The 25,898-nt window shown below is 50.5% G+C and carries 23 protein-coding genes; 18 read left to right on the top strand and 5 right to left on the bottom strand.

What is annotated here, in order from left to right:
- The first annotated feature begins 170 nt into the window (after window positions 1-170).
- On the top strand, window positions 171-638 hold the full coding sequence (locus PXY01_RS09795) for a hypothetical protein (RefSeq protein ID WP_246027860.1): 468 nt from the start codon (window positions 171-173) through the stop codon (window positions 636-638).
- Between the two features lie 61 nt (window positions 639-699).
- On the opposite strand, the gene PXY01_RS09790 is transcribed toward PXY01_RS09795, so the two are convergent.
- Window positions 700-1,971: a BaiN/RdsA family NAD(P)/FAD-dependent oxidoreductase gene (locus tag PXY01_RS09790; protein WP_127569666.1), complete on the bottom strand. Its 1,272-nt coding sequence runs from the start codon at window positions 1,969-1,971 to the stop codon at window positions 700-702.
- 164 nt (window positions 1,972-2,135) lie between these two features.
- Between PXY01_RS09790 and PXY01_RS09785 the strand changes: the two genes are divergently transcribed.
- From PXY01_RS09785 to acpS, 7 genes are all read left to right on the top strand, one after another.
- Window positions 2,136-2,996: an alpha/beta hydrolase gene (locus PXY01_RS09785; RefSeq protein ID WP_127569665.1), complete on the top strand. Its 861-nt coding sequence runs from the start codon at window positions 2,136-2,138 to the stop codon at window positions 2,994-2,996.
- A gap of 245 nt (window positions 2,997-3,241) precedes the next feature.
- Window positions 3,242-4,963 carry an ATP-binding protein gene (locus tag PXY01_RS09780; RefSeq protein ID WP_127569664.1) on the top strand — a complete coding sequence of 574 codons (1,722 nt, stop codon included), beginning with the start codon at window positions 3,242-3,244 and terminating at the stop codon, window positions 4,961-4,963.
- Between the two features lie 49 nt (window positions 4,964-5,012).
- Window positions 5,013-5,138, top strand: coding sequence for a hypothetical protein (locus PXY01_RS23045; RefSeq protein ID WP_262385085.1), 126 nt, complete (start codon window positions 5,013-5,015; stop codon window positions 5,136-5,138).
- A gap of 11 nt (window positions 5,139-5,149) precedes the next feature.
- Window positions 5,150-5,557, top strand: a complete 408-nt coding sequence (locus PXY01_RS09775; RefSeq protein WP_127569663.1) for a DUF3905 domain-containing protein — start codon at window positions 5,150-5,152, stop codon at window positions 5,555-5,557.
- 147 nt (window positions 5,558-5,704) lie between these two features.
- On the top strand, window positions 5,705-6,139 hold the full coding sequence (locus PXY01_RS09770; RefSeq protein WP_127569662.1) for a BrxA/BrxB family bacilliredoxin: 435 nt from the start codon (window positions 5,705-5,707) through the stop codon (window positions 6,137-6,139).
- Between the two features lie 19 nt (window positions 6,140-6,158).
- Window positions 6,159-6,968 carry an NAD(+) synthase gene (gene nadE / locus PXY01_RS09765; RefSeq protein WP_127569661.1) on the top strand — a complete coding sequence of 270 codons (810 nt, stop codon included), beginning with the start codon at window positions 6,159-6,161 and terminating at the stop codon, window positions 6,966-6,968.
- A 108-nt stretch (window positions 6,969-7,076) separates the two neighbouring features.
- Complete coding sequence (gene acpS, locus PXY01_RS09760; RefSeq protein ID WP_127569660.1) at window positions 7,077-7,511, top strand: holo-ACP synthase; 435 nt, start codon at window positions 7,077-7,079, stop codon at window positions 7,509-7,511.
- Between the two features lie 75 nt (window positions 7,512-7,586).
- Here acpS and PXY01_RS09755 read toward each other — a convergent pair whose 3' ends face one another.
- Window positions 7,587-7,919: a c-type cytochrome gene (locus PXY01_RS09755; protein WP_127569659.1), complete on the bottom strand. Its 333-nt coding sequence runs from the start codon at window positions 7,917-7,919 to the stop codon at window positions 7,587-7,589.
- A gap of 153 nt (window positions 7,920-8,072) precedes the next feature.
- Here PXY01_RS09755 and PXY01_RS09750 point away from each other — a divergent pair, with 153 nt between their 5' ends.
- The 4 genes from PXY01_RS09750 (at window position 8,073) to PXY01_RS09735 (ending at window position 12,545) form a co-directional block, all read left to right on the top strand.
- Window positions 8,073-9,005 (top strand): helix-turn-helix transcriptional regulator, encoded by a 933-nt coding sequence (locus PXY01_RS09750; RefSeq protein ID WP_164744366.1) that lies wholly within the window; start codon window positions 8,073-8,075, stop codon window positions 9,003-9,005.
- Window positions 9,006-9,051: 46 nt separating this feature from the next.
- Window positions 9,052-10,341 carry an A/G-specific adenine glycosylase gene (mutY, locus tag PXY01_RS09745; protein ID WP_246027867.1) on the top strand — a complete coding sequence of 430 codons (1,290 nt, stop codon included), beginning with the start codon at window positions 9,052-9,054 and terminating at the stop codon, window positions 10,339-10,341.
- Window positions 10,338-10,973 (top strand): bifunctional 4-hydroxy-2-oxoglutarate aldolase/2-dehydro-3-deoxy-phosphogluconate aldolase, encoded by a 636-nt coding sequence (locus PXY01_RS09740; RefSeq protein ID WP_127569656.1) that lies wholly within the window; start codon window positions 10,338-10,340, stop codon window positions 10,971-10,973. The genes mutY and PXY01_RS09740 overlap by 4 nt, the downstream gene beginning before the upstream one ends.
- 861 nt (window positions 10,974-11,834) lie before the next feature.
- Entirely contained in the window at window positions 11,835-12,545 is a 711-nt protein-coding gene (locus PXY01_RS09735; protein ID WP_127569655.1) for a 4'-phosphopantetheinyl transferase family protein, read from the top strand.
- 193 nt (window positions 12,546-12,738) lie between these two features.
- On the opposite strand, the gene murA is transcribed toward PXY01_RS09735, so the two are convergent.
- Window positions 12,739-14,025, bottom strand: a complete 1,287-nt coding sequence (gene murA / locus PXY01_RS09730) for a UDP-N-acetylglucosamine 1-carboxyvinyltransferase (protein ID WP_127569654.1) — start codon at window positions 14,023-14,025, stop codon at window positions 12,739-12,741.
- A gap of 408 nt (window positions 14,026-14,433) precedes the next feature.
- Here murA and PXY01_RS09725 point away from each other — a divergent pair, with 408 nt between their 5' ends.
- Both PXY01_RS09725 and PXY01_RS09720 read left to right on the top strand, forming a co-directional pair.
- The gene (locus tag PXY01_RS09725) at window positions 14,434-15,633 is read left to right on the top strand and encodes a copper amine oxidase N-terminal domain-containing protein (RefSeq protein ID WP_127569653.1); all 1,200 of its coding nucleotides are present in this window, start codon (window positions 14,434-14,436) and stop codon (window positions 15,631-15,633) included.
- A gap of 162 nt (window positions 15,634-15,795) precedes the next feature.
- On the top strand, window positions 15,796-16,968 hold the full coding sequence (locus tag PXY01_RS09720; protein ID WP_127569652.1) for a transglutaminase domain-containing protein: 1,173 nt from the start codon (window positions 15,796-15,798) through the stop codon (window positions 16,966-16,968).
- A gap of 41 nt (window positions 16,969-17,009) precedes the next feature.
- Here the strand turns inward: PXY01_RS09720 and PXY01_RS09715 are convergent, their stop codons facing one another.
- On the bottom strand, window positions 17,010-18,155 hold the full coding sequence (locus tag PXY01_RS09715; protein ID WP_127569651.1) for a virulence factor: 1,146 nt from the start codon (window positions 18,153-18,155) through the stop codon (window positions 17,010-17,012).
- Window positions 18,156-18,469: 314 nt separating this feature from the next.
- Between PXY01_RS09715 and PXY01_RS09710 the strand changes: the two genes are divergently transcribed.
- From PXY01_RS09710 to PXY01_RS09700, 3 genes are all read left to right on the top strand, one after another.
- Window positions 18,470-19,549: a Gfo/Idh/MocA family protein gene (locus PXY01_RS09710; protein WP_127569650.1), complete on the top strand. Its 1,080-nt coding sequence runs from the start codon at window positions 18,470-18,472 to the stop codon at window positions 19,547-19,549.
- A 252-nt stretch (window positions 19,550-19,801) separates the two neighbouring features.
- Window positions 19,802-21,424 (top strand): ABC-F family ATP-binding cassette domain-containing protein, encoded by a 1,623-nt coding sequence (locus PXY01_RS09705; protein WP_127569649.1) that lies wholly within the window; start codon window positions 19,802-19,804, stop codon window positions 21,422-21,424.
- Between the two features lie 148 nt (window positions 21,425-21,572).
- A complete protein-coding gene (locus PXY01_RS09700; RefSeq protein ID WP_127569648.1) occupies window positions 21,573-22,205 on the top strand; it encodes a zinc ribbon domain-containing protein in 633 nt (210 codons plus the stop codon).
- Between the two features lie 124 nt (window positions 22,206-22,329).
- On the opposite strand, the gene PXY01_RS09695 is transcribed toward PXY01_RS09700, so the two are convergent.
- Entirely contained in the window at window positions 22,330-23,241 is a 912-nt protein-coding gene (locus PXY01_RS09695; RefSeq protein ID WP_127569647.1) for a helix-turn-helix transcriptional regulator, read from the bottom strand.
- Between the two features lie 229 nt (window positions 23,242-23,470).
- On the opposite strand from PXY01_RS09695, the gene yicI reads away from it, so the two are divergent.
- Window positions 23,471-25,795 carry an alpha-xylosidase gene (gene yicI / locus PXY01_RS09690; RefSeq protein WP_127569646.1) on the top strand — a complete coding sequence of 775 codons (2,325 nt, stop codon included), beginning with the start codon at window positions 23,471-23,473 and terminating at the stop codon, window positions 25,793-25,795.
- Window positions 25,796-25,898 lie beyond the last annotated feature (103 nt).

Here is a 25,898-nt window from a genome sequence, read left to right as displayed (position 1 = left end):
CATGACATAAATGAATAATTATTTGTAACATTTGATGGACGGATTTAGATTTTTTTGACCATCAGTTTTACGTTTATGCGGTTCTATGGATAAAAGTGGGGAGTGACGGGCAACGTAAGATGACTGCGCCGACGCTCGTACGATATTGGAGTACATGAGCGGCAGCGGCAATGAATACACGCATGCTGGAGGAAGTGAGAATAGGTATGGAAAGCACGAACGGCTCCGCGCTTTTATTTCAATTTGCCGATCATGTGAGTGCACAGAATGCAATTGCGACACTTCGCGAGCTTGGTTACGATCCGGTTGCGCATGAAGGAGGGCGCATTCATATTCATCTGGAAGGAAGTGACTTGACGTCAGCGCTGGAGATTGCGATGGCGCATGGAGGAGAGCTGGTAGAGGAGCATCCGCTCGATCCGGCTGCGGTAACGGGGCTTGCGTACGGAATGGACAGCATTCCGATACCCGCGCATACTGTCAATGAGGATTGGACGGATGAATACGCGGTCGGCAGCGGGGCTTATGCAGATGAAGGGGCGGGACTTCGCAACCGCGACGATGACGGTAATGAGGAAGATAGATTTAGACCCGACGACGGTTCCTATAATTTTATTTCGGGCGATGTTCATACCTAGAAGAAAGGGCTGTTCCGCTGGTTGTGAAGAAACTGACCTCAGAACAGCCCATATAAATTTATCAAACCTGCATCAGCGCACGTTCTGCAGCGCTTCTGCCGGCGGCATAGCCTGTCGAGAAGGCAGCAGTAATGTTATAGCCGCCTGTATAGCCGTGAATATCCAGCACTTCTCCACAGAAGTAAAGACCGGACATGAGCTTCGATTCCATTGAACGTGGATCGATCTCCTTCAGATGAACGCCTCCACCAGTAACGAAGGCTTCTTCTATCGATCGTGTGCCGTATGCGCGCAGCGGAAACATTTTTGTCACCTTCGCCAGCTCCATCCACTGCTGCTTCGGGATATTATCGTACGTCAGCTTATCCGGCAGCTCGGCTTTCGCAAGAAGCAGTGGAATCATTTTGTCTGGCAGATAGCGGTGGAGTACGTTTTTGATCGTCTTCTTAGGCTCGGCCTCCGCCAGCTTCAACGTCTCGGCATACACCTCATCAACTGTCTTATCGGGTACAAGGTCAATCGTTAGCACGATGTTTCCGATTTGATATTGCTTCAGCGCCTTCACAACAAACTGGCTGCAGCGCAGCGCGATCGGACCGGAGATGCCGAAATGGGTGAAAATCATGTCGCCGCGATGCTCTATTATTCGCTTGCCTTTCGGATTCCAGACTGACAAGCAAACATCGCGAAGCGATACTCCTTGCAGCTCCTTCGAGACGATGAATGGCTCATTCGACGTGATTGGAACCTCTGTCGGAAACAGCTCGGTAATGGTATGTCCAGCTTTCTCGGCCCAAGCATAGCCGTCTCCGGTCGAGCCGGTGTGCGGAACGGATTTGCCTCCGGAAGCGATAATGACAGTCGATCCAGCGATTCGTTCGCCGGAACGCAGCTTGACGCCGGCAACGGTCCCTTCTTTATATATAACTTCATCAACTGGTGAATGAACACGAATTGTAACGCCTTGTTTAACGACTCGATTAATTAACGCATCGACGACCGTTTTAGCTTTGTCTGTTACAGGGAACATGCGGCCGTTGTCCTCTTCCTTCAGTTTGATTCCCATCTCTTCAAAGAAAGCGACTATATCCTTGCTGCCAAAGCCAGTCAATGCGCTGTATAGAAATCGCCCGTTACCTGGAATATGTTTAATGAGCTCATCTAAATCCTTATTGTTCGTCACGTTGCAGCGTCCGCCGCCGGATATGCCAAGCTTCCGCCCGAGCTTATCGCCCTTGTCAAGCAGCAGAACGCTTGCTCCGGCTGAGCTTGCAGCTACTGCTGCCATTAGTCCAGCTGAGCCGCCGCCAATAATAATTACATCATAAATCATTATTTCGCCTCCGTGTCATCCCTGCTATGCCCTTCATTGTATACGCATTAAGCTCCATTGGCAAAGCTGTGGTCTGTTCTTGCTAGGCAATTGGATGAATCTCTTGCACTTTTTATCCAAAAGTGTTAAACCGAAAGTAAAAAGAGGTAAAGGATGTGCGGCTAATGAACTCAGCTTTTCAGCAAAGACAGCCTGTCTCATTTATAATGCCCAGTCCGGTAGACGGGCTACAGCTGCATGCAGCCGAGTGGCCCGTATTGACTAATCGTCCTCTTGGCGTCGTATGCGTCGTTCACGGGATGGGAGAGCACAAGGGGAGGCAGGAGGCTATAATCCGGCCGCTTCGTGATGCGCGTTTCGTCGTGTTTCATTACGACCAGCGGGGGCATGGGCAGTCCGAAGGTCGTCGAGGTCATGCACTGAAGCTATCCGATCTTACCCGTGACTTGGAAGCGATAACGGCTGAAGCGGCCCGCCGATATCCGTCACTGCCCTTATTCGTATACGGGCACAGCATGGGCGGTAACGTCGTTATTAATTATGCACTTCGGCACAAGCCGAGGCTTGCAGGTGTCGTGTTGACTAGTCCGTGGCTTCGCTTGTCGTTTCAGCCGCCTGTATGGAAGGTTAAGCTTGCGCGAACGGTCGGCAGACTGTGGCCGACGTTCTCGCAGTCGACCGGCTTGAAACCGGATGCTTTATACCGCCCGGGAAATCCGTATGCCGCACCGCCGCGTGACGAGCTGTCACACGGACGTATTACCGCTTCTATGTTCACTTCAGTCGTGGACGGCGGTGAATGGGCAATTGCACATTCGTACGAGTGGAAGGCTCCACTTCTTATCGTGCACGGAACGGCTGACCGCATTACTTCATTCGAAGCGAGCCGTCAGCTTGCGAATAATGCTTACCGGGATAGATGTACGTTCATAGCGGTGGAAGGTGGCTATCATGAGCTGCATCATGATTTGGAAGGTCCGAAGACAATGCAGAGGATTACGGAATGGCTGAGAATCACAACCTGAAATGAGCAGGCGGCTTCATAAAAGAATCGCTTTAGGGGGAAACGGATATTCATAAGTAAACCATAACAACGTTGGCAGTTGTCGGTTGGACAGCTGCTTTTCTAGTTTAATGAGTAAACAAGTAGGAATTATGAAATTGATGGTAGCTAAATTGCTGGAAGTATGTTTTAATCTGTGATAAATGATGGAAAATAAAACTCGAATTAATATGGGTTATTCAGCGTTCTAGGGAGGCAATTTGCCGGATGTGGAAGACGATGATTTTACAAGTATTCATATCCATGCTGCCGTCTCTTGTCTATCAATTGTGGCATGATCGGCCGAATTGTAACGCCAAGTGGGGAGCTTGGTCTACGGGGTTGTTCTGCGGTGTATCTATGGTGCTGTGCATGTTGTTGTCGATGCAGACGGAATCAGGCTATCAATTCGATATTCGACTTATTCCTTATATAATCGGCTCATTATACGGTGGTTACTGGAGCATGGGGGCGCTGACTCTCCTGTACGCAGGCCTTAGAGTCCCCTTCTTCCATACGGAAGGTGAATGGCTGACATTCGGGGTAATACTAATCATTTTTTGTCCGCTGCTTGTCTTGTTCATTCAGCCGTTTCATCTTGCCAGACGTAAAGAAAAGCACAGGATCGGGGTAGTGCTCATAACGGTATTGCAACTGCTGTACAGCACTTCTTTGCTCATTGATATTATTTTACAGAGACCGAATTTTGCATGGAGTGATGTATGGCTGTTTGGCGGCTTAATCGTGTTATCTTATCTCGTATTATGGGCCTCTATTCTTATTATCGAGAATATGCGTGAGAAGCAGCTGCTTCATGGCCAGCTAAGAAGAATGTCGGAGAAATACAGGGCTGAGGTACAGAAGCTGCAGCAGTTTATCGATGAGACTCCGCTCGGAGTCGTTATTCTCAATGCAGAAGGTAAAATTACACATTTGAATGAAGTGGCCCATAGGTATTTTTCTACTTCTGCCGAGAAAGGGACCGCCAATGAGATGAGAGGCCGTACTTATGTGGATCTGATCGATCAAGCCCAGGATGGGCAAAGTATTGCTATGCTGCAGAATGCACTCGGAGGTCAGAGAACCTCGTTTCAGCTTCAGGAAACGGAAGGACGGGTATTCGTCAAAACCGCCTTTACGATACGCGATAACGAGTTGGCGGGACAGGCCTCCATTACGGGGGCTGCGCTAATTATGCATGATATAACAGAGCTGAGCCATCTACGCGATGAGCTTGGCCGGATGGACAGGTTTAGTCTGGTCGGACAGATGGCGGCCAGCATAACGCATGAGATTCGCAACCCAATGGCCGTTATACGTGGATTCGTCCAATTGATGAGAGAGCGGGCAAATGAAGGGCAGCTGGAATATTTCCGTATCATTATAGAGGAGCTTGATCGAGCGAACGGGATTATTAACGATTTTCTATCCCTTGCTCAGAACCGATTGATCGATAAGACGCATTATTCGCTCAATAGTCTGATGGAGGAGATGCTCCCACTTATTCAAGCGGATGCCAATCTCCGCGGCATTCAAGTGGAGTGGCAGCCGAGGCCGGGGCTCCCTGAGCTGCTTCTGAACGATAAGGAGATTAAGCAGCTTATTCTGAATCTGGCCCGCAACGGACTGGAAGCGATGAAGAACGGCAGCGGCGTACTGTTAATTCGTACCGATTGGATACCGGGAGCGGTGGTGCTTCGTGTACAGGATAACGGGGTTGGGATTACCAAGGATCAAATGGACAAGCTGTTCGAACCGTTCTTCACAACCAAATCAAGAGGAACGGGGCTTGGACTACCTGTTTGTCTTAGTATCGTTGAACGCCACAACGGCCGGATTGATGTGGAATCGGAGGAGGGGAAAGGAACGACGTTTATCGTCACCTTCCGTCTGGAGGACGGAACTGCGGAGGCCGCTGCTTCGGTTGAGAAATATAAAAACATTGGATAAGCCGCAGCCCTGACGAGCATACTAATTTTCGGAAGGGGGTTATATGACGGTGAGCAGCAAAAACGCTCAGCAAAGCAGCGCCGATGCGGCCAAGCAGCGCGCGGGCTCCGGTAAAGCGCCAGAGTCGCAAGGCTATGATAAGAAGCTGGATGGTCCTAACCGTCCGTCTACATAGGCGGATAAGCAATGAGCAGACAACGGTATGAGGACTGGCTGGATGAACGAGATGCTGAGGCATACGGATATGCGGACGATCCGGAGCTTGATCCGTATGAGATCAATTTTTTGCCCGCATATCGCAAAGGTCGGGGGCCTAGGGCGCCGTTCGTTAACCGGTATGGAGTCGTCATTGGAGACCATATCTATTCGTCTCCTGAATCACCGCTGGAGCAGTGGACGAAGGATACAGATCCTGCTGTAATGGCAGGGGATGAGTGGGTCCACCCATACAAGGATATTGGATTTATGACGGCAGATAACCGAGCGATCTTCGAAGAAGGAGAATCGCCTGAATCGGGAATATTGCTCCATCCTGATAAAGATGTGGGCTACGTTTCCGATCCGCCGTCCTCGGACAAAGACAAACACGAATAAACGCCATGCGGCCTGTTGCAGGTACGCTTCATTTGATTATTCCAGACGACAAGCAGCCGGAGGATGCCCGGCTGCTTTTTCTTTACTTTCATTTTCAGCGAGGTTTATAATAGTAAGTAACATAATTTTGAAAGGTGAGTGAGGTACATGTCAATGTCCTTCGAACGATATATGCTGGATATGGTTCAACCGATGCGTGACGATCTGACGCGTCTTGGCATTCAAGAGCTGCGCACGCCAGAGCAGGTTGAAGAAAGTATCCCTAATGCGAAAGGTACGGCGTTAGTCGTTGTGAACTCTGTATGTGGATGTGCTGCAGGTCAATGCCGCCCAGGCGTGGCACTTGCGCTTTCGCACGACGTAATTCCGGACCACCTGTATACGGTGTTTGCTGGCCAGGATAAGGAAGCTACGGCGAAAGCACGCGAATATTTCGCGCCATATCCGCCATCTTCACCTTCCATTGCCGTAATGAAGGATGGAGAGCTCGTCCACTTTATCGAGCGCCATCAGATCGAGAACCGTTCGGCTGAAGAGATCGCAGCCGATTTGACGGCTGCATTCGATCGCTTCTGCCGCTAATAAGAGAGGACGGTTAGCGATGAGTTTACAGCGCGAAATTATTGAACGGCTCGGCGTTCAGCCCACAATCGACGTTGATGCGGAAATACGCAAGCGTGTCGATTTTCTCAAAAGCTATGTACTCAAGTCCAACGCCGCGGGACTGCTCATCGCCATTAGCGGAGGGATAGACAGTGCAGTCACTACGGGGCTGTGCAAGCAGGCGACAGATGAGCTGTCTGCCGAAACCGGCAAGGAATATATTACGCTCGGCGTATTCCAGCCCTATGGAGAGCAAGCGGACATTTCCGATAGCTATGCGACAGCCGATGCTTTCAAGCTGACCCACCGCGTGGAGACGAATATTGGGGAAGCGGTCGATGAGATCACGCTTGAGGTTGAGCATAGTATGAAGGCGATCGGAATTAACCGGCATCTTAGCCGAGGCGGTAAGGGCAACATCAAAGCAAGAACGCGTATGGTTATGCAGTATGCGCTTGCATTCGATTTGAACTTGCTCGTCGTTGGTACGGACCATGCATCGGAAGCGATTACCGGCTTTTACACGAAGTGGGGAGATGGCGCGGTCGATATTACGCCACTTAGTACGCTGAATAAGCGTCAAGTGCGCCAGCTTGCCGCGAAGCTCGGCGTTCCTCAGAGCGTGCTGGATAAGGCGCCGACGGCCGGCTTATGGGAAGGCCAGACGGATGAGAACGAGCTCGGCATCAGCTATGAGGATAACAGCAGCTATCTTGAAGGCAAGCAGATTGATCCTGCCGTTGCTGCGAAGCTTGAGAAGCAATATTTGCGCACGGAGCATAAACGTTCGCCGATTCCGGGCATCTAAGGAATCGAGCGATAGACAAGCCGGGACCTGATCGCTAGTAGCGAGCCGTCCCGGCTTTCTTGCAAGTATCAAGGATAAGGATACGTCAAATAATGGGGGATCACGAGCTTGATTATCGGAATCGGGCACGATATAGCTGATGTAGACCGAATAGCCGGCATACTGGAGAAGGAATCGGCAGATCGGTTCATGAAACGAGTCTTAGCCGGTCCTGAGCTGGAGGCTGCATATCAACTGACCGGAAGGCGCCTTGCGGAGTACGTGGCAGGAAGATTTGCAGCGAAGGAAGCGGTTGTGAAGGCGTTGGGCTGCGGCATTGGCGCAACGGCGGGATTACATGATGTGATCGTGACGAGAGAGCCAAGCGGCAAGCCGGCTGTGCATCTGTCAATGTCGGCTAAGCTCAAGCTTGGCTGGGTTAGCGATGAAGAATTAGAAGCGGGCTCAGGTCAGGAAGAGGATGGCAGGAGGCGTATACACATTACGATTACACATGACCGGGGATTAGCTTCTGCATTTGTCGTCATTGAGCAGCTCGACTAATTAAGCTTCGCATCATTAGCCCGTAGCTCCCAAGCACCTGACTAATAAGCCGGTCAGCATTAGATGCTAGCCGGCTTATTGGTGTGCAGCGAGCCATTCGCTAAGCGACTCGATCTCAGCTGTCGACAGCTTGTCCTGGAACGGAGGCATAACGTCGCCACCATTTGTAATTTGATGGACGATTTCTTCCTTCGTCATGCGGGCGCCGACTGTACGCAGATCGCTGTCGGGTCCGACTCTTCCGCTTAAATCCGCAGCATGACAGCTTATACATTTCGAATTGTAGAGCGCTATCGTATCGGCAGGACCGACTAGTTCATTCGAAGATCGGTTTGATGAACCACAGCCTGCGAATACGGCAATCGCTGCTGCGACTATAATAGCTAGCCGTACTTTTTTAAAGGTCATCGCCTACCCTCTCTTATCGTATGTTCTACAGCCAATTATAACATAACACAGTATTTCATCTTCTCTTTGCCGCACAGTCTCTTTATAATGAGGGAAGGCCCGTATTATTACGTGTCAAGCAACGATGAATCCAACACTAGGAGCATAACTATTTTGGCGTACGATAGCATATTGCATAGAAAACTGATTCAAATGGATGCGGAGCATGTGCTGAGTGGTATTTCGAGCCGGGAAGCGGGTTGGATAAGCGACTCGACAGGTATCGAGCTGAATCGGCTGTTTCTACCGATTTCCGGTCAAGGATGGCTGCAAATTGAGAACAAGAGAATGACGACGATACCCGGTAAGCTGTATTTGCTGCCTGTTGATGCGGAGCTGTCTTTCGGAACGGAAGGGAGCAGCAGCTTTGTTTTCTATTTCACTCATTTCAAAATGAATTTGGGCGATTATAACCTGCTTAAGGAGCTGGAAGTTCCATTCTGGATTGAGGCGGTGAACGAGCAAGAGCTGATTGAGCTGTTTGAGAAGCTGATTCGGCTACAGCAGACGGATTCGCTTCTTCAAGAGTGGCGGAAGAAAGCAGTGCTCTTAGAGTTGATTGCCTATTATATGGAGGGTGCTGGCTTCGAACGCAAAATTGAGGCAAAGCAAGCCTTGATCGAACAGTTCGAAGAGGTACTGAATTATATTGAGGACAATATGTCAGAGAGCATAACTATCGAGCAATTGGCGTCGATCGTTTGCCTTCATCCCAACTATTTCATTACGATATTTAAGAGCTTTACCGGCATCTCGCCGGTCAACTACATCATTGAACGCCGATTAGAGCACGCCAAAGCGCTCTTGTCGGAGACTGATATGGCGGTAGCAGATGTTGCGGCACGGATTGGCATGCAGAATCATTACTTGTCACGGTTGTTCAAGCAGCATTTCGGCTTGACGCCGCGCCGGTATCGCAAGCTGTCACATTCCATTGAAGGTGCTGTTCAACCGGCAGATTGTATAGATGATGGAGGGGACGGGGCAAGAAAGGAGGGGGCTAGTCATGAGCGGAGCTCGCGGTTCAGCACGAAAAAGCGCAAATAGCGTAGACGAATTCGCGGCTGCGCCTGTGCATTCGCAATATTTTGGCATGGAGCTTCTTCGCTGGTACGATGCTGTGAAGAGAAAGCTGCCGTGGCGAATGAACCGAGATCCGTACCGCGTGTGGGTATCCGAAATTATGCTGCAGCAGACGCGTGTCGATACGGTCATTCCTTTCTATGAACGATTCATGTTGAGATTTCCGACCGTTCAGGCATTGGCAGAAGCGCCTGAGGAAGATGTTCTGAAGCATTGGGAAGGACTCGGTTACTATTCACGCGCACGTAATTTACAAGCTGGCGCGAAGGAAGTTGTCGAACGATTCGGCGGAATCGTACCGGATGACGCAGCCTCGGTCGCTTCGTTGAAAGGAGTAGGACCCTATACGGCTGGAGCGATTATGAGTATTGCCTTTAATCGTCCCGAGCCGGCTGTTGACGGTAATGTTATGCGTGTTCTGTCGCGGTTCTGGCTGCTGGAGGATGATATTGCCAAGCCGTCAACCCGCGTCAAAATTGAAAAGCTGGCAAGAGCGATTATCCCAGAAGGCCGGGCAGGGGAATTTAATCAGGCGCTTATGGAGCTCGGCGCGTTAGTCTGTACACCCAAATCGCCTGGCTGCTTGACTTGTCCGGTCATGGAGCATTGTGAAGGCCGTCTGGCGGGCAAGGAGAAGGAGCTGCCGATTAAATCGAAGGCGAAGCCTCCTCGTCCTGAGTGGCGGCTTGGCGTTATCGTTGCAGGAACGGGAGAGCGGGCAGGTCAAGTGCTCGTTAGGCAGCGCCCGGAGACGGGGCTGCTTGCACGTATGTGGGAGCTCCCGCATGTGCTTGTGCCGCAAGAGGCGGAGAAGGCACTTGGCGGAGCAAGGCCGACCGCTGGCCGACCGAAGAAGGTGCGTGGAGCGGTGGCGTTAGGCGGCGAATCAGAAGCATCTAGTCGGAGGCTCGAGTATTCTGCGATGGCCGATTTGCTCACAAGAACGCTGTATAAGGATACCGGGCTGCTGCTTCGTCCGATTCGCCATTTGACAGAAGCTGAGCATGTGTTCAGTCACATTCATTGGAAAATGGACGTATTCGAAGCGGACATGCCGGGGGTGTTGGGTACAGAAAGGGTTGGCGGAACAGCAGCAGCCGCTGCTGAATCACCCGTAAAATACGTGACGTCGGCTGATAACGTGCAGCAAGCGGATGAGGGAAGAGCTAAGGATGACAGCCTGCCGGAAGGGTACAGATGGATTGGACCTGAAATGATGGAGACGCTGACTTTTCCGAATTTATTTATTAAGCTGCTACAGCAGTATTGGGGGATCGACGGAGGGAGATTATCGAAATGAGCGAATTGCTGGACATGCTTCATCGCCATCGGATTGTCGCGATATTGCGCGGCATCGAGCCAAGCCGTGCCGACATGACGGCGAAAGCGATTATTGACGGCGGGGTGCGGCTGCTTGAGGTGACGATGAATACGGACGGTGCAACCGCCATTATCGATCAATGGCGAACGAGGTTTGGCGGCGGTGAAGCTCGAATCGGTGCAGGTACGGTGCTCGATGTGAAGATGGCGGAAGAGGCTGTAGCAGCCGGGGCGCAGTTTCTAATCTCGCCGAATCTTGATGAGCAAGTGATAGCCTACGGTATGGAGAGGGGCATATCCGTATGGCCGGGCTGTATGACGCCTACTGAGATTGTCCGAGCTTGGAAGGCCGGGGCTGAGGCGGTCAAGGTGTTTCCGATGGGGACGCTTGGCTGGAAGTACCTTGCTGAAATACGCGCCCCACTTAACCAGATTCCGATGCTCGCCACCGGCGGCGTCAACCTAGATAATATCGGTGATTATTTTCGTGCTGGAGCGTGCGCAGTCGGTATGGGAACGAAGCTTGTCGATATGGATTGGGTCCGTGCGGGCGAGTATGAGCGGATTACAGAGCGTGTGCGGCAGTTCGTGTCGGCGGTTGAAGCGTTATAGAACAATAGAATGTTATATTCAGGCCTGCAGCAGAAGCTGCAGGCTTTTTTAAAAATCTTCTTTCTTGGGCAGCAGGTAGAGTAACATACCGAGCATCGTATATTTGAACAGCCTTGCTCTAAAACGAAATTTTTTTTCGACTGTAATCTCCAGAGGTACGAAAGGGACTGCTATTGTAAGCAGAGATAGGATGATTGTCTCCGTAGTTTGATGCCTCCTTCGATTGATTGCAGTTATTCTATTCGGGATCATTTGTTTGAGTTTGTTTCCTTATGTCGGATGAGATGCAGTACGATCAACATTAGAATAAGGACGACCGCTTTGTTAAGTTCGGCTACAATAAAAAGATTAAGCATGATGATGGTACCTAGAGCTGTAATGGACGAATCACCAAAATCTTTAATATAGTAGATGAAGCCTTGGATGGAGAAGATTAAGCTTATTGCTAAGCAGATATATAGTTTTTTTTAGTCATATAATGAGTCCTTTCAGGTTTGTTAGTTCTATTCTGTATCATGTTCTTTAATTATCGATTAGTTGAGAGAACGTTACTCGTCGGGGAGAAGGAAATCGGGATCTGAATAAGGATATTTTTGTTTATTTATAAACATATTATCATATTGAGAGGGGGACAAAAAAGAAGCCTGCGGCTAAAGCTGCAGGCCTTTCAATGATAGAACTTATATTAAAGGGGGGTCTTGTCACTTATTATAGGAGGTTAAGATGAAATGAATCTGAGAGGAATGTTACAGAATGATTACAAGATTTCCTCATAAAAAATAGTACCAACTACGTTCAAATGAGGTTATAATTTCCTGGTATGATGATTCTAGGGAAAGTGATGTAGAGTGGAGGCGGTACGTGTTGGTAGAGCTTTTCATGGTTCGTATTAATGAGAAAATAAGTCCCTCCATCATTTATCAGGATGTGCTGCCGACTTTATCTGCCGAGAGGCAGAATAGAGTTCGTAACTATAGACGTGAAGAGGATGCTAGACGATCGATTGTCGCCGAAATGCTGATTCGAGCTATTGTAATGGATAAATTCAAATTGGCCCATAATGAGATCGTATTCGGAACAAACGCATATCAAAAGCCTTTCTTAACTAACAATAGAGCATTTCATTTTAATTTATCTCACTCCGGCGATTGGGTATTGTGTGCCATAGATGCCTCTCCAGTAGGGACTGATGTCGAACGGATCAAGCCGATCGATCTCGACGTTGCTAGACGGTTCTTCTCAGCCTCGGAGTATATCGATTTGATGAGCAAACCAGAATCAGAGCAGCTGACTTATTTTTATCGTCTGTGGACAATGAAGGAAAGCTATATAAAAGCAGTGGGCAAAGGGTTGTCAATACCGTTGGACTCCTTCACCTGTCAGGTAAGTGAGACAGGAGAGAGAGCGCTGATTGAAGATTCTGGCAGGGTTTATTTTTTGCGTACGTTCCCGCTGGGTGATTATATGGTATCGGTATGCACGCAGAAGGATCAATTCTCCCAGCCGCTTGAATTGAAGGAGGAGACGTTGATTCACAGCTATTTAAGTTTATTGAATCGGAGAAAAGTGTAAAAAAAGTAGCCTGCAGCATTCGCTGCAGGCTGTTCTCAAATATATTTGGATTCTTATGGGGGGTCATGACTGTAATTATAGTTTCCTATTCTGAAATAGACCTTAGTGTAATATTACGGCTAGATTACAAATGAGTAACCGTTTGCATATGAATGATATACAGGACATGCCTAATAGTAACTTATAGATCGGATTAGCTTGTATGTGAGATCGGTAACGATTCGTCTAAGTCCAGCATCGTAATCTTCGCGCCCAGTGAGGAGAAGAGACCGATCACATCCTCGTAGCCGCGCTCGATATGCTGTATACCGGCAATCGTCGTTATACCTTCTGCACGAAGTCCAGCAAGGATGAGACAGGTGCCAGCTCGAACGTCTGAGGCATGGACAAGCGTACCACGCAGCGGAATACCGCCTCGTATAGAAGCGACACCGGATCGTACCTTAATGTCTGCCCCCATCCGGATAAGCTGTGGGACGTGATTGAATCTTCCAGGGTATACTCGCTCGCCGATGATGCTCTTCCCTTGAGCCATCGTCAGCAGAGCCGTTAACGGCTGCTGTAGGTCGGTTGCAAAGCCTGGATACATCGCTGTCCGGACTCTTACTGCTCTTAGAATACCGGTGGAATGAGCCGTAATGGAATGATCGTTGATTTCAATGTCGAGTCCGATCTCGCGGAGCTTCGCTAAACAGGAGGACAGATGCTCCGGTATTACGTCTTGTACGGTAACACTGCCGCCGGCAGCGCCGGCCGCCATTAGGAATGCGCCGGCAATTAGCCGGTCTGGAATGACGGTATAAGTACATCCTGATAATGAAGCTACGCCTTCAATTCGAATACAATCGGTGCCGGCTCCGGTGATCCGTGCTCCCATTCGGTTTAGCAAATTGGCAGTATCCGTGACTTCGGGATCGCGTGCCGCATTGAGCAGCGTAGTTGTGCCCTTCGCCAGCACTGCTGCAAGCATTGCGTTAATGGTAGCTCCGCATGTGATGACATCGAAATAGATGGATGCTCCGGTAAGCTGCTTAGCTTCGACGCTATAGCTGCTTTCTGTGTAAGAGTATGTCGCTCCCATCATCGTTAAAGCTTTGACGTGCTGATCCATCGGACGGCTGACGAAATCGTCTCCGCCTGGATAGCCGACGGTTACTTTGCCGAATTTGGCAAGCAGTCCCCCGATAAAATAATAGGCGCTGCGGAACGATGAGGATTGTCCGGCGTCTAGAGCTGTTGAGTGTATCGCCGTCGGATCGACGATAAGCGAACCGTTCGGCTCGCGTGTAATGCGAAGACCGATTCTCTGTCCGATATCGCTGATCACACGAATATCGGCAATATCAGGTATACCTATAAGCTTAACCGGCTCGTCCGCTAAGCAAGCAGCAGCGAGCAAGGCAAGCGAGCTGTTCTTGGACCCAGGAATATGGACGCTGCCGCTCAAAGGACCGGAACGTTCCACTTTAATTGCCCTCATTAATGTTTCCTCCGCTCGAATAATCTTCATTCGCCAATGCAGAATTGACGTTGCCGCTGTTGAAATTGTTCATCATTTCATAGATGCTTTCTGATCGGAAATATAAAGCAAGTGAGGGCACAAGTGCTTCGAATAGCTGTTGTAAAATAAGTTACCGATGCTCTTCGGTCAGCATAATATTCCTCTAATATGTGGAGATATGACATAATCTGAGTCGATTATATTCTGCGTTGTTCGATGTTGTCAATTTATGCATGAGGCCTCGTGAATAGGTAGTCTCTCTCCCTCTAGAAATCTCGAATTCATATAAAATAAGCGGGTTACCTATTTATAGGTAATAGTGAAAATAGATTACTATTTAGGTATAATATTTTATGATCTGTTCTACATATTATTGAGAGGAGAAACATGATGAAGAAGCTTACTGCACTCATATTGGCCGCGATGCTGCTCATGCTAACATTCGCTGGCAGTATCTCCGCAGCTGCGAACAATAAGCAGTCCATTCAAGTATGGATTAACGATCAGAAGGTTCAATTCGACGTTCCTCCTATTCTTGTGAAAGGTACGACGTATGTCGAGTTCAAAGGACTGTTCAAAGCGCTCGGTTATTCCATTTCTTATGATGAGTACAGCAAAGTGATTACAGGCAAGTCGGAGCAAGGCACCTTGACACTGAATACGTTAACGGGAGCAGCGACAGTCAACGGTAAGAAGCAAGAGCAATCCGCACAGCCGATCATTCAACAAGGACGTACGCTCGTTCCACTTCGTTTCATTGCGGAAGCAACGAATTTGAATGTGAAGTGGAACAAGGAGTCATTAACGATTACGATTACGTCCAAAGGCTCTTCGGAGGGCGAGATTAAAGAACTGCAAGCTTTTTTGAATTTACTTGACGAATATTCCGATACCTATGATATTGACAACATCCGTAAACTGCTTTATCCAGGCTCACCACTTGAATCGATTATCGACCAGGTATTGGATACAGTATCTGATGACAATGTGGTGACGAAGACGACCTCTACGCTCACTAGAGTGCTGAACTTGCAGGGCGATTCGGCTGTGATCGAAGTTGAGCAATTATCGAATAAAGTAAGCGGCGGCTTTTATTTGGACAACAAAGCGATCTATCAGCTGCAGTTGAAACGCGGCGAGGATCAGCAATGGAAGCTGTATATGCTTGTGCCGGAAGAGATCGAATACCTGAACGTAGAAGAGGCGGTCAGCAAGGAAGCAGATGTGCCTGCTGACGAGAAGGCGGCAATTCTAGATGTGATTGACAAGCAAATTCAAGCAACGAATGCCGAAGATCTTGAAGCCTATAAGGCTACGCTCGATCCGAGTATGACGGGGATCAATGAAACAATTGCGCTAACGAAGCAGGTGTTCGCCGCTTACGACTTGAAAGTGACGCTTGAAGTGTCCCGTATTGTCGAATATTCCGATACGAAAGCGGTTGTATATGTCGTGCAGAAGACGGAGAAGCTGGCAGGTCCTGCATTCGAAGATAACCGTACTCAGTTAATTCTCACTCTAATCAAATCGGCCTCGGGACAATGGCTCAACAGCGAAGGCACAATCATTAAAACTGAAGCAATATAATGCATTTTATGAAATGAGGGTTGCCGCAGGCGGCCTTTCTTTATTTTGCTGGCATAGAGATATAGGGCCTGGGGATTAGCTTTCCAAAAATGGTTCTAGCTTCTCGGTTTCGGTTATAATGATGGTTAACATGATCGAATCAAGGAACGCGAGGTGGATGAGGTGCGTATTGTACGAATCATCCTAGTCTTGACATTATTCGGAATGCTGGGTGTATGGCAGCTTCAGAGAGAGGCGTTCCAGAGGAAGCTGCAAGGCGCAATCCCCGTTACGGCTTCTACATTTCAAGAGCACTCGCCGCGGGAAGTTATTGAACAGAATCTGCTCGCACGCAACGAGCAGTTTTCTTTTACAATTCGTGATTTCCAAGATGCGGAGCAAGCTTTCAAGCAGGCATTCGCGGATGCGGCCTCGGCAGACGATTATACTGCTTATATTATCGATTCGTATCGCTATACGATTAGAGAACGAGCGAATCGGGCGGACGTGGAAATGACGGTCCAATACCGGGAGACGGCCGATCAGACGGCACAGGTGGAGCAGTTGACCAAGCAGGCACTGCGATCAATCGTTTCGGCCGCTGGGATGAATGACCATACCAAAGTAAAGCTCATTCATGACTGGGTTGTTGATCGGGTCGAATACGATACCTCTTTAAGCAGCTATACTGCGTACGAAGCATTGATTACCGGTAAGACGGTTTGCCAAGGCTATGCGCTGCTGCTGCAGCATATGCTTACGAAGGCAGGCTTAGAGTCCCGTATTGTAGAAGGAACAGTGTCGACCGGCGATCATGCATGGAATCTTGTTAAGCTGGATGGCCGATGGTATCATCTGGATGCAACCTGGAATGATGCGGCTCCTTCGATGAAGACAAAGAACAGCGGGGAAGCGAAGAACAGCACGGAGGCTACAGTAAGCCGTTATCGGTACTATTTGCTCAGCGATAAAGAGATCATTCGCGATCATCAGTGGACGAAGCCGTATCCGAAGGCCGTAACGGAATATTCAGAGACGCTGGCTTTAGCTAAGCAGAAGAGTACGAAGCACGAGGCTGCGGAATGGGCCAAGCTTGAGGCGGGAATCGGGCTGGATTGGCTGGCGCCATCCCGAACGGCTCAATCGGTCGATATGCTGACTGAGCGGCTTGATGATATGGTTCGCAGCGGGAAGGCCGAAATGCAAATTCGATATACAAGCGGAGGAAGCTGGTCAGAAGATATACGGTCCGCGATCCGCAAGGCAGGAATCCCGGACGGCTACACCGTTCGAAGCTACCCTTACGGAACAGACGGCTCGGTGCTGCTGCATATCAAATTGATGCAAGACATATAAAAGGCAGTCCCCTAAATTTCGTAATGGGGACTGCCTTTGTACTATGTGCGATTGCGCTGTGTCATTTGCTGCCAGACAGAGCCAGCAGCCTCCTCTCCTCGTTCGATCCGTTCAACCGCCATCGTTGCTTGAAGCGATATTTCGAACTCGGGATCTTTGGCTGCCTCACGCAGTGCCTCAAGTGCGCTCTCGTCTCCGGCTTCGTATAAGAAGCGTGCTGCGCGCCAGCGGACAAGCTTATTCTTGTCGCGAAGCGCTTCGATCATCGGGCCAATCGCGGCTGGATCACCGATATCTGAAAGGGTGTCGCCTGCGGTACGGCGAACGGATACCGATTTGTCCTTCAGTGCGGAGAACAGCAGCGGCATCGCCTCAGCGCTTCGCAGGTCGCCGAGATAGACGACAGCGAGTCGGCGGATCGATGCGTTCTCATCGTTGATTGCCCGCTTAAGCATCGGGAGAGCCTCGGGAGTGGACTCAGATAGACGATCGAGAGCGGCGTATCGGGTCTGCCAATCAGGAGAATCAAATGCAGCCATAACTTCGTCAGCCGACAATGGCGTCGGGCGGACAGGCACATCGACCGGAGCCTCTGGACCTTGCTCAATTGAAGCCTGGATAAGGGCCGCAAGTCGCTCGTCCGTATAGGCAGCTTCCAGCTCACGGACGATTTCGGCTGCGATATCCTCCGGCTCACCGTAGCGTACGCCGAATTCCTCCAGCTTTCGTTCACGGATCATCGTCGCGCCTGCGGCAGCCTGTACGGCATCCACGAACCGCTGCGTCATCGCAGCGCGAACCTCGCGCTCACCAATCCGTACGCGAACCTGTATTGGGATACCGCGGTACTGCTGCACGAGCACATGCGCTTCTCCGAAGCCGTCGACGGCTGTCGCTACACCGGACGATGCACCCGCATCTGCGTCTTCCCCAGAGGATAGCAAGCGGCGAGCTTCGGACAAGATGCGCTGCCAGTCAGCATTCGGCAGTCGGTCCAGCGCAATAAAGTCAGCCGTCCGGAACAAGCTTTTCACTCCTTCGATCGCAAGAAGCGGTCGAAGCGTCTCCGGCGCTTCTGACGCTTGTGCCGGATAATAAGTATGACGGAAGCCGCGGGGCAGCATCTCATCGACATTAAGTTTCATCGAATTCGGACTCGGCGTTGGTTCGATTGATAACAGCTTCATAGACCATTCCCCTCCGCTAACAACTCATTCAGTATACGAATAGTTTACCCGATATCGAATCAGGATGCGAATCTCCGTAGGTGCCGAACAGCACCTATGGAGAGCCGATCGGGCGATTGATCGAGAGATAGGTGCCGTAAAGCACCTAAACGACCGTCTCATAACAAATTAGGACAAGCATTAGCCAATCCGGCACATCGTTATCTATTGAAGACGGAGATATAATGAAATCAATCTCATAACCGTCTCTGTATAAGAATATACTCATATGTATAGAGTGGCGCATGGCGGCATAAATCGGAGGAACGACAACGATGACAACAACTTCAACTTCCCGTATACGGTTCGGTGTAATCGGGGCCGGAGCGATAGGCGCAGTTCATATGGACGTGTTGAACAAGCTCGGTGAAGCGGCGGAGCTTTGCGCGGTAACGGATACATATTTGCCGCTGGCTGAGCAGAGAGCAGTTGAGTATCACATTCCAGTTGTACATTCTTCACCGGAGGAACTGATTTCTGATCCGGGGCTGGACGCTGTCGTAGTGGCTGTGCCGAATTATTTTCATGCCCCGCTAACAATCGCTGCGCTGCAAGCTGGCAAGCACGTGCTGCTTGAGAAGCCGATGGCGAGTAACTCCATCAAAGCAATGGAAATTGTACAAGAGCAGCAGCGGACAGGCAAAACCGTAATGATTGCTCAGCAGATGCGTTTTACCGGTCTTGCTCGTGCAGTCAAGGAGGCTATCGATGCAGGTAAAGTTGGTCGGATCTATAACGTGAAGACCGGCTGGATGCGCAAGAAAGGTATTCCTGGCTGGGGCTCCTGGTTCACGCGCAAGGAGCTGGCGGGCGGAGGTCCGCTTATCGATATCGGCGTACACATGCTTGATTTGTCGCTTCATTTGATGGGTAGTCCGAAGCCGGTATCCGTATTTGGTACAACCTATGCAGAATTCGGTCCGCATAAGCGCGGCATCGGCACATGGGGAACGCCGAACTGGGAAGGCTCGTATGACGTTGAGGATTTGGCTACAGCGCTCATTAAGCTCGATGATGGTTCGACTTTATCACTTGATGTGAGCTGGGCGGCTCATGCAGCCAGCTTCACCGAACAGCCGTTTATTCATATTATGGGCACAGAGGGCGGCGTATCGATCGTTGGCAGCGAGGCGACTTATATTACGCATGTGGGTGACGAGGTTGTAACGAACAAGATCGAGCCGCTTGATGAGGTGAATGAGCGGGAGCTTGTGGCGAGACATTTTATCGATGCGATACATTCAGGTAGAACACCAGTGTCATCGGCGATGTCCGGGTATACGAATAACCGGATTTTGGACGCGATTTATGAATCGTCGGCAAGCGGCGGTGAAGTGAAGTTGAGCTGGAAATAGCGATAGAAGCTTCTGGACCGGTAGAACGGTTTAGAAGCTTTTTTATTACGTTTACCACTTGCAAGGCCGTTCAACGTCTGCGTGGCACAGCAGTTGTATAGGATTGCTTCGGGTGGAAGAAATAGCGCTGGCGGATCGGTTGATCAAGCTTTGCAAAAGAGTGGTAGATCCTCGGTGGATACGTTATGACGAATACGTGTATTTATGATATAATAATGCGATGAACATGTTTGAGAGGACGGGATTCAATCCATGATAAGCACATCTGGCGTATCGCTTCGTTACGGCAAGCGGCCGCTATTCGAGGATGTTAATATTAAGTTTACCCCGGGCAACTGCTACGGTTTGATCGGCGCGAACGGCGCAGGCAAATCGACATTTCTGAAAATTTTGTCCGGCGAGATTGAACCGAACACGGGCGAAGTCCACATTACGCCTGGCGAACGGATGGCCGTACTGAAACAGAACCACTATGAGTATGATGAGTTCCCGGTCCTAGAGACGGTTATTATGGGCCATAAGCGTCTGTATGACGTCATGAAGGAGAAGGACGCTCTTTATTCGAAAGCGGATTTCACCGATGAAGATGGTATTCGCGCAGGCGAACTGGAAGCGGAATTCGCAGAGATGAACGGCTGGGAAGCGGAGTCGGAAGCGGCAGAGATGCTTAACGGTCTTGGGATCTTAACGGAGTTCCACGATAAGAAAATGAAAGAGCTTGGCGGCAACGAGAAGGTTCGCGTATTGCTCGCGCAGGCGCTGTTCGGCAGCCCGAACATTCTGCTGCTCGACGAGCCTACCAACCACTTGGATATGGAATCGATTCGTTGGCTGGAGAATTTCCTTGCGAGGTTTGAAGGCACTGTTATCGTAGTCAGCCATGACCGTCACTTCTTGAACACGGTATGTACGCATATCGCCGATATCGACTTCGGCAAAATCCAAATGTACGTGGGCAACTACGACTTCTGGTACGAGTCGAGCCAGCTGGCGCTTGCGCTGCAGCGCGACCAGAACAAGAAGAAGGAAGACAAGATTAAAGAGCTGCAAGCGTTCATCCAACGTTTCAGCGCGAATAAATCGAAGTCGAAGCAGGCAACGTCGCGTAAGAAGATGCTCGACAAAATTACGCTCGAAGACATTCGTCCTTCGAACCGCAAATATCCGTTCATTAACTTTAAGCCGGAGCGCGAAGCAGGTAAGCAGCTGCTGCTCGTAGAAGGCTTGACGAAGACGATTGACGGCGAGAAAGTGCTCGATAACTTGACATTCACGGTGAACAAAGGCGACAAAATTGCTCTAGTTGGTCCGAACGGCCTGGCGAAGACGGTGCTGTATCAGATCATTATGGGCGAGCTTGAGCCGGATGCGGGCTCATTCCAATGGGGCATTACGACGACTCAAGCATATTTCCCTAAGGACAACTCTGCTTACTTCGACGGTGTCGACCTGACGCTCGTAGATTGGCTCCGCCAATTTTCGAAGGAGCAGGACGAGACGTTCATCCGCGGCTTCCTTGGCCGTATGTTGTTCTCGGGCGATGAGGGCATGAAGAAAGCGAGCGTTCTGTCCGGTGGCGAGAAAGTGCGCTGCATGCTTTCGAAGATGATGCTTTCCGGCGCGAACGTACTCATTATGGATGAACCGACGAACCACTTGGATCTCGAATCGATTACGGCGTTGAACAACGGCTTGATCGACTTTGACGGCACGATGCTGTTTACTTCGCATGACCATCAGTTCGTACAGACGATTGCCAACCGGATTTTCGAGATTACGCCGAACGGCTTGATCGACCGGATGATGTCGTATGACGAATATCTTGAGAGCGAAGAAATTCAAGCGTTGCGCGCACGGATGTATCCGGCCGAGTAACGATGCCAGTGCCCGCAGGCAATTTGCTTGCGGGTTTTTGTATAGTTGATGAGGTACGTTTGAACGAGAAGCTGATTGAAATGCGACATGTAGTGGTTAATGAGAACTATATAGACTAGCTTGATTGTAAGTGGAGGGGACTTGCCGGATGTCTATTTTTGACAAAATGAAGCAGGGTGCATCCGATGCAGCGCGCAAAGCGCAGCAGACGATCGAAGTAGCACGTCTTAACAGCCAGAAGGCTTCACGCGAGAAGGATATGACGAGACTTTATACGGAGATGGGCGAAGCGATGTTCAACGCTTATCTATCCGGTGAGACAGCTGAATCGGAAGAGACGGTTGCGACGTGCTGCGAGCAGCTTAAAGCGCTGAAGCAGGAGATTGAGGCGCTCGATGAACGGATTAAAGCGGTTAAGCTTGAGAAAAGCTGTTCTTGCGGCAAGGTCGTTCCGCTTAACGTTAAGTTCTGCCCGGACTGCGGAGCGCGATTTAATGAACAGGAGCCTAAGCCGGAGATGACGATGGGTGAGATTCGCGTTATATGCCCGGACTGCGGTACCGAGAACGAGCTAATGGCTAAATATTGCACCGACTGCGGACTAGAGCTCGGTAAGCTGAAAGCTACAGCCGCACAAGCGGTGACATCCAGCGAGGAAATTCAGCAGGTGAAGTCAAATCCTTATGCAGAGGAGAGCGGCGAGCCTGTCGGACAAGACCAAGTGCGCCATAACGACCAGGATCGTGACCGGGCCAAAGACCGTTTTGGATACGAAGAATAATGAATGCCGTGCAAGTCGATAATTGGCGCTTGCACGGCTTTTTTTGTTGTGGTTAGGCTGAGCTGGCGTCGGTCGACCGCCTGGTGTGACACAAAAAGTGATGCAAGAGGGGTGGATAGTCCGGTTAAGAGGAAGCCCATCCCCCATCCCGTGATGACTCCTTCCGGAATTCGGAGGGAGTCGTCCGCATTTGCTTACGGAACACTTTAATGAAGTAGCTGATGTGATCGAAGCCGACCTCAAGCGCGATGTCGCTTATTTTGCGGTCGGTGCTGCGCAATAGCTCGGCAGCTTGGCGCACACGGTAACCATTCAAGTAGTCAATTGGTGTCGTACGTGTCATCGATTTGAACCAGCGGATGAACTGGCCTTCGCTCATTGGCACAAGGTCGGCCAGCTCTCGGATGCGGATCGGACGGTCGAAATGCTGCTGAATATATTCGATGACTGACTTCAGTCGTTCCACCTTGGCGAGCTCGCCGGCGCTGACGGCGGGCCGCTTGCGCCACTCGCCTGCAGCCGCAATCTCGGCGAACAGGAGCAGCATACGTCCTTTTAGTGCGGCTTCATATCCTGAAGACTGCTGCTCATATGCTGCAATCATTGCGTTAAGATGAGCAAGTACGCTGTCGGCCCAGCTGGCGCCCGGTCGAATGAGACGTGGAAGTGCGGCACGTTTCTCCAGCAGAGGCGCGACGAAGTCGGCTTGGACGGCGTCGTAATCGGCGCTGGCCAGCCATCTTATATCAAAGACGATCGCGCAAAACCGGCAAGCCGCCCCGTTGCTGGAATGGCCCGCATGAATTTCACCGCCGTCAATAAAAACCGATTCCCCTTCCCGGACAACAAAATAGTCGGTGTCGACTTGAAACAGCACTTCGCCCTCTAGCACGCAGAAAAACTCCGCCTCCTGATGCCAATGCATATCCAGCACCGGCTCTCCCGCCTCGCGATCGATCCAATAGGCAGCCAGCGGAAGCATCGCATCGCCATGCAATCGTTTCTCCCGAAGATTATGCTTCGTGTACAAATCCATTGGTCCGATCCACCTTTGCTGTCAACTGTCCCCATTATCAGAATCGTGCTATAAATGCACATTATGTTGATAGTTTGATGATAATATAATCATTATAATACAACTAGAAACGGCTATACAAACAAGCGATCGCCGCATTGTTCGCGTGTGAAAGCCGGATGTCACTCGCTCACAATAATCAGACGAATATATTGCATATCGAGTACGATTCGAAAGGTGGACAATCCTTATGAAATTCCATAACGGCAACTGGCTCATCCGTGAAGGCTTTACGATCAAATCGGCCGTGCAGGCGCATGAAGTTGAGCGGCGGGGTGATGAGCTGACCGCATATGTATCTCCAATTCCGATTCAAAGCCGCGCTAACATGCTCGATACGCTGCAGCTAACAGTGAAGTTCCACTCTCCGGCACCGGGCGTAATCGGCGTGAAGCTGATTCATTACGCTGGCGTAGTTGAGCGTGGTCCGAAGTTTGAGCTGACTCCGCAATCGAGCGGTCACGTGACCGTAACGGAAACCGAAGAAGAGACGATCTACACAACCGGCAGCCTGAGCGCCCACATTCGCAAAGGCGAGGAGTGGAGTGTAGCATTCTATCGCGGCGGCGAGCGTCTGACAGGCAGCGGCCCGCGCTCCATGGCCTATATTACGGAAGGCAATAAGCGCAGATGGCTGCGCGAAGAGCTTGATCTTGGCGTAGGCGAATTTATTTACGGTCTCGGCGAGCGGTTCACTGCATTCGTGAAGAACGGACAAACCGTCGACATCTGGAATGAAGACGCCGGTACAAGCTCCGAGCAAACCTATAAAAATATTCCGTTCTACGTCTCGAACAAGGGCTACGGCGTTTTCGTCAACCAGCCGGAGCTTGTATCGTTCGAAGTCGGCTCGGAAAAAGTGAAAAAGGTTCAATTCAGCGTTGAGGGCGAGTCGCTTGAATACTTCGTCATCGACGGACCATCGATTAAGGATGTGCTGGGCAAATATACCGACCTGACAGGTAAACCGGCGCTGCCGCCGGCATGGTCGTTCGGCTTATGGCTGACAACGTCGTTCACGACAAACTATGACGAAGCGACAGTAAATTCATTCGTAGATGGCATGGCGGAACGCGATCTTCCGCTTCACGTCTTCCACTTTGACTGCTTCTGGATGAAAGAATATCATTGGACCGATTTCAAATGGGACGAGCGCACATTCCCAGATCCGGTAGGCATGCTGAAGCGTCTGAAGGACAAGGGGCTCAAAATTTGTGTCTGGATCAACCCTTACATTGCGCAGCGCTCGCGTCTGTTCGAAGAGGGCAAGCAGAACGGATATCTCGTCAAGCGTCCGAACGGCGACGTATGGCAGTGGGATTTGTGGCAGCCGGGCATGGCGCTCGTAGACTTCACGAACCCGGCTGCATGCCAGTGGTATGCAGGCTACTTACGGGACCTTGTCGATATGGGCGTTGACAGCTTCAAGACAGATTTCGGCGAGCGGATTCCTACAGATGTGGTATACCATGACGGCTCCGATCCATTCAAAATGCACAACTACTACACGCAGCTGTACAACCAAGTTGTGTTCAACGTACTGGAAGAGAAGCTCGGTAAAGGTGAGGCAGCGCTGTTCGCTCGCTCGGCTACGGCGGGCGGTCAGAAGTTCCCGGTTCACTGGGGCGGCGACTGCTATGCAGACTATGAGTCGATGGCAGAAACCCTCCGCGGCGGCCTATCGCTCGGCCTGTCCGGCTTCGGCTTCTGGAGCCACGACATCGGCGGCTTCGAGAATACGGCACCGACACATGTATTCAAGCGCTGGCTGCAGTTCGGTCTGCTGTCGAGCCACAGCCGTCTCCACGGCAGCAAGTCGTACCGAGTGCCTTGGGCTTATGACCAAGAAGCGGTCGACGTTACACGTTTCTTCACGAAGCTTAAATGCAGCCTGATGCCGTACCTGTTCGACACAGCGGCGCAAGCGCATGAGCTCGGTATACCTTCGCAGCGCGCAATGGTTATCGAATTCCAGGACGATCCGACGACCGAGTTCTTGGACCGCCAGTATATGCTTGGTGAGAACCTGCTCGTAGCTCCGGTATTCCAAGAGAACGGCGATGTGCAATATTACTTGCCGCAAGGCGGTACTTGGACGCATGTACTGACAGGCGAGACGAAGCAGCCGGGATGGCACAAAGAAACTTACGGCTTCGATAGCTTGCCGTTGTTCGCCCGTCCGAACTCGATCATCGCATTCGGCGCGAACAATGTTCGTCCAGACTATGATTATTCCGCTGGCGTAGACTTCAACGTGTATGCGCTTGAAGACGGCCGCAGCGCTGCTGCGACGGTTCGTGACATCAAGGGTGAAGTAGAGACGACGGTTTCCGTTGTACGTGAAGGCAAATCCATCAAAGTGTCGCTGCAGGGCAGCGGCAAGGCGTTCAGTATCACGCTGCACGGCATTGGCGAAATTCTGTCTGCCAATGGCGCATCGGCATCGGTTGATGGCAGCTCTGTGCTCGTGCCGGCCGGCGAGCGCAATGTGAACGTGACGATTACGTTGAAATAATATCAATTTAAATAACGGAAGAGCTGAGGATGACCTTGGCTCTTCCGTTTTTTTGTTCAGTTCTATGACAGAAAAGTTGGATTGAATATAAACAAACAGGTGT

Source organism: Paenibacillus xylaniclasticus (assembly GCF_004001065.1).
GTDB lineage: Bacteria > Bacillota > Bacilli > Paenibacillales > Paenibacillaceae > Paenibacillus_T > Paenibacillus_T xylaniclasticus.
Note: the sequence above shows the minus strand (reverse complement) of the source record. Positions and strands in the feature narration are given on the sequence as shown.

What these genes read in the sequence shown, in the direction of transcription:
- PXY01_RS09795 (WP_246027860.1), top strand. Translation starts at nt 171, where the DNA reads ATGAATACACGCATGCTGGAGGAAGTGAGAATAGGTATGGAAAGCACG.
- PXY01_RS09790 (WP_127569666.1), bottom strand. Translation starts at nt 1,971, where the DNA reads ATGATTTATGATGTAATTATTATTGGCGGCGGCTCAGCTGGACTAATG.
- PXY01_RS09785 (WP_127569665.1), top strand. Translation starts at nt 2,136, where the DNA reads ATGAACTCAGCTTTTCAGCAAAGACAGCCTGTCTCATTTATAATGCCC.
- PXY01_RS09780 (WP_127569664.1), top strand. Translation starts at nt 3,242, where the DNA reads ATGTGGAAGACGATGATTTTACAAGTATTCATATCCATGCTGCCGTCT.
- PXY01_RS09775 (WP_127569663.1), top strand. Translation starts at nt 5,150, where the DNA reads ATGAGCAGACAACGGTATGAGGACTGGCTGGATGAACGAGATGCTGAG.
- PXY01_RS09770 (WP_127569662.1), top strand. Translation starts at nt 5,705, where the DNA reads ATGTCAATGTCCTTCGAACGATATATGCTGGATATGGTTCAACCGATG.
- nadE (WP_127569661.1), top strand. Translation starts at nt 6,159, where the DNA reads ATGAGTTTACAGCGCGAAATTATTGAACGGCTCGGCGTTCAGCCCACA.
- PXY01_RS09755 (WP_127569659.1), bottom strand. Translation starts at nt 7,919, where the DNA reads ATGACCTTTAAAAAAGTACGGCTAGCTATTATAGTCGCAGCAGCGATT.
- mutY (WP_246027867.1), top strand. Translation starts at nt 9,052, where the DNA reads ATGGAGCTTCTTCGCTGGTACGATGCTGTGAAGAGAAAGCTGCCGTGG.
- PXY01_RS09740 (WP_127569656.1), top strand. Translation starts at nt 10,338, where the DNA reads ATGAGCGAATTGCTGGACATGCTTCATCGCCATCGGATTGTCGCGATA.
- murA (WP_127569654.1), bottom strand. Translation starts at nt 14,025, where the DNA reads ATGAGGGCAATTAAAGTGGAACGTTCCGGTCCTTTGAGCGGCAGCGTC.
- PXY01_RS09725 (WP_127569653.1), top strand. Translation starts at nt 14,434, where the DNA reads ATGATGAAGAAGCTTACTGCACTCATATTGGCCGCGATGCTGCTCATG.
- PXY01_RS09715 (WP_127569651.1), bottom strand. Translation starts at nt 18,155, where the DNA reads ATGAAGCTGTTATCAATCGAACCAACGCCGAGTCCGAATTCGATGAAA.
- PXY01_RS09710 (WP_127569650.1), top strand. Translation starts at nt 18,470, where the DNA reads ATGACAACAACTTCAACTTCCCGTATACGGTTCGGTGTAATCGGGGCC.
- PXY01_RS09705 (WP_127569649.1), top strand. Translation starts at nt 19,802, where the DNA reads ATGATAAGCACATCTGGCGTATCGCTTCGTTACGGCAAGCGGCCGCTA.
- PXY01_RS09700 (WP_127569648.1), top strand. Translation starts at nt 21,573, where the DNA reads ATGTCTATTTTTGACAAAATGAAGCAGGGTGCATCCGATGCAGCGCGC.
- PXY01_RS09695 (WP_127569647.1), bottom strand. Translation starts at nt 23,241, where the DNA reads ATGGATTTGTACACGAAGCATAATCTTCGGGAGAAACGATTGCATGGC.
- yicI (WP_127569646.1), top strand. Translation starts at nt 23,471, where the DNA reads ATGAAATTCCATAACGGCAACTGGCTCATCCGTGAAGGCTTTACGATC.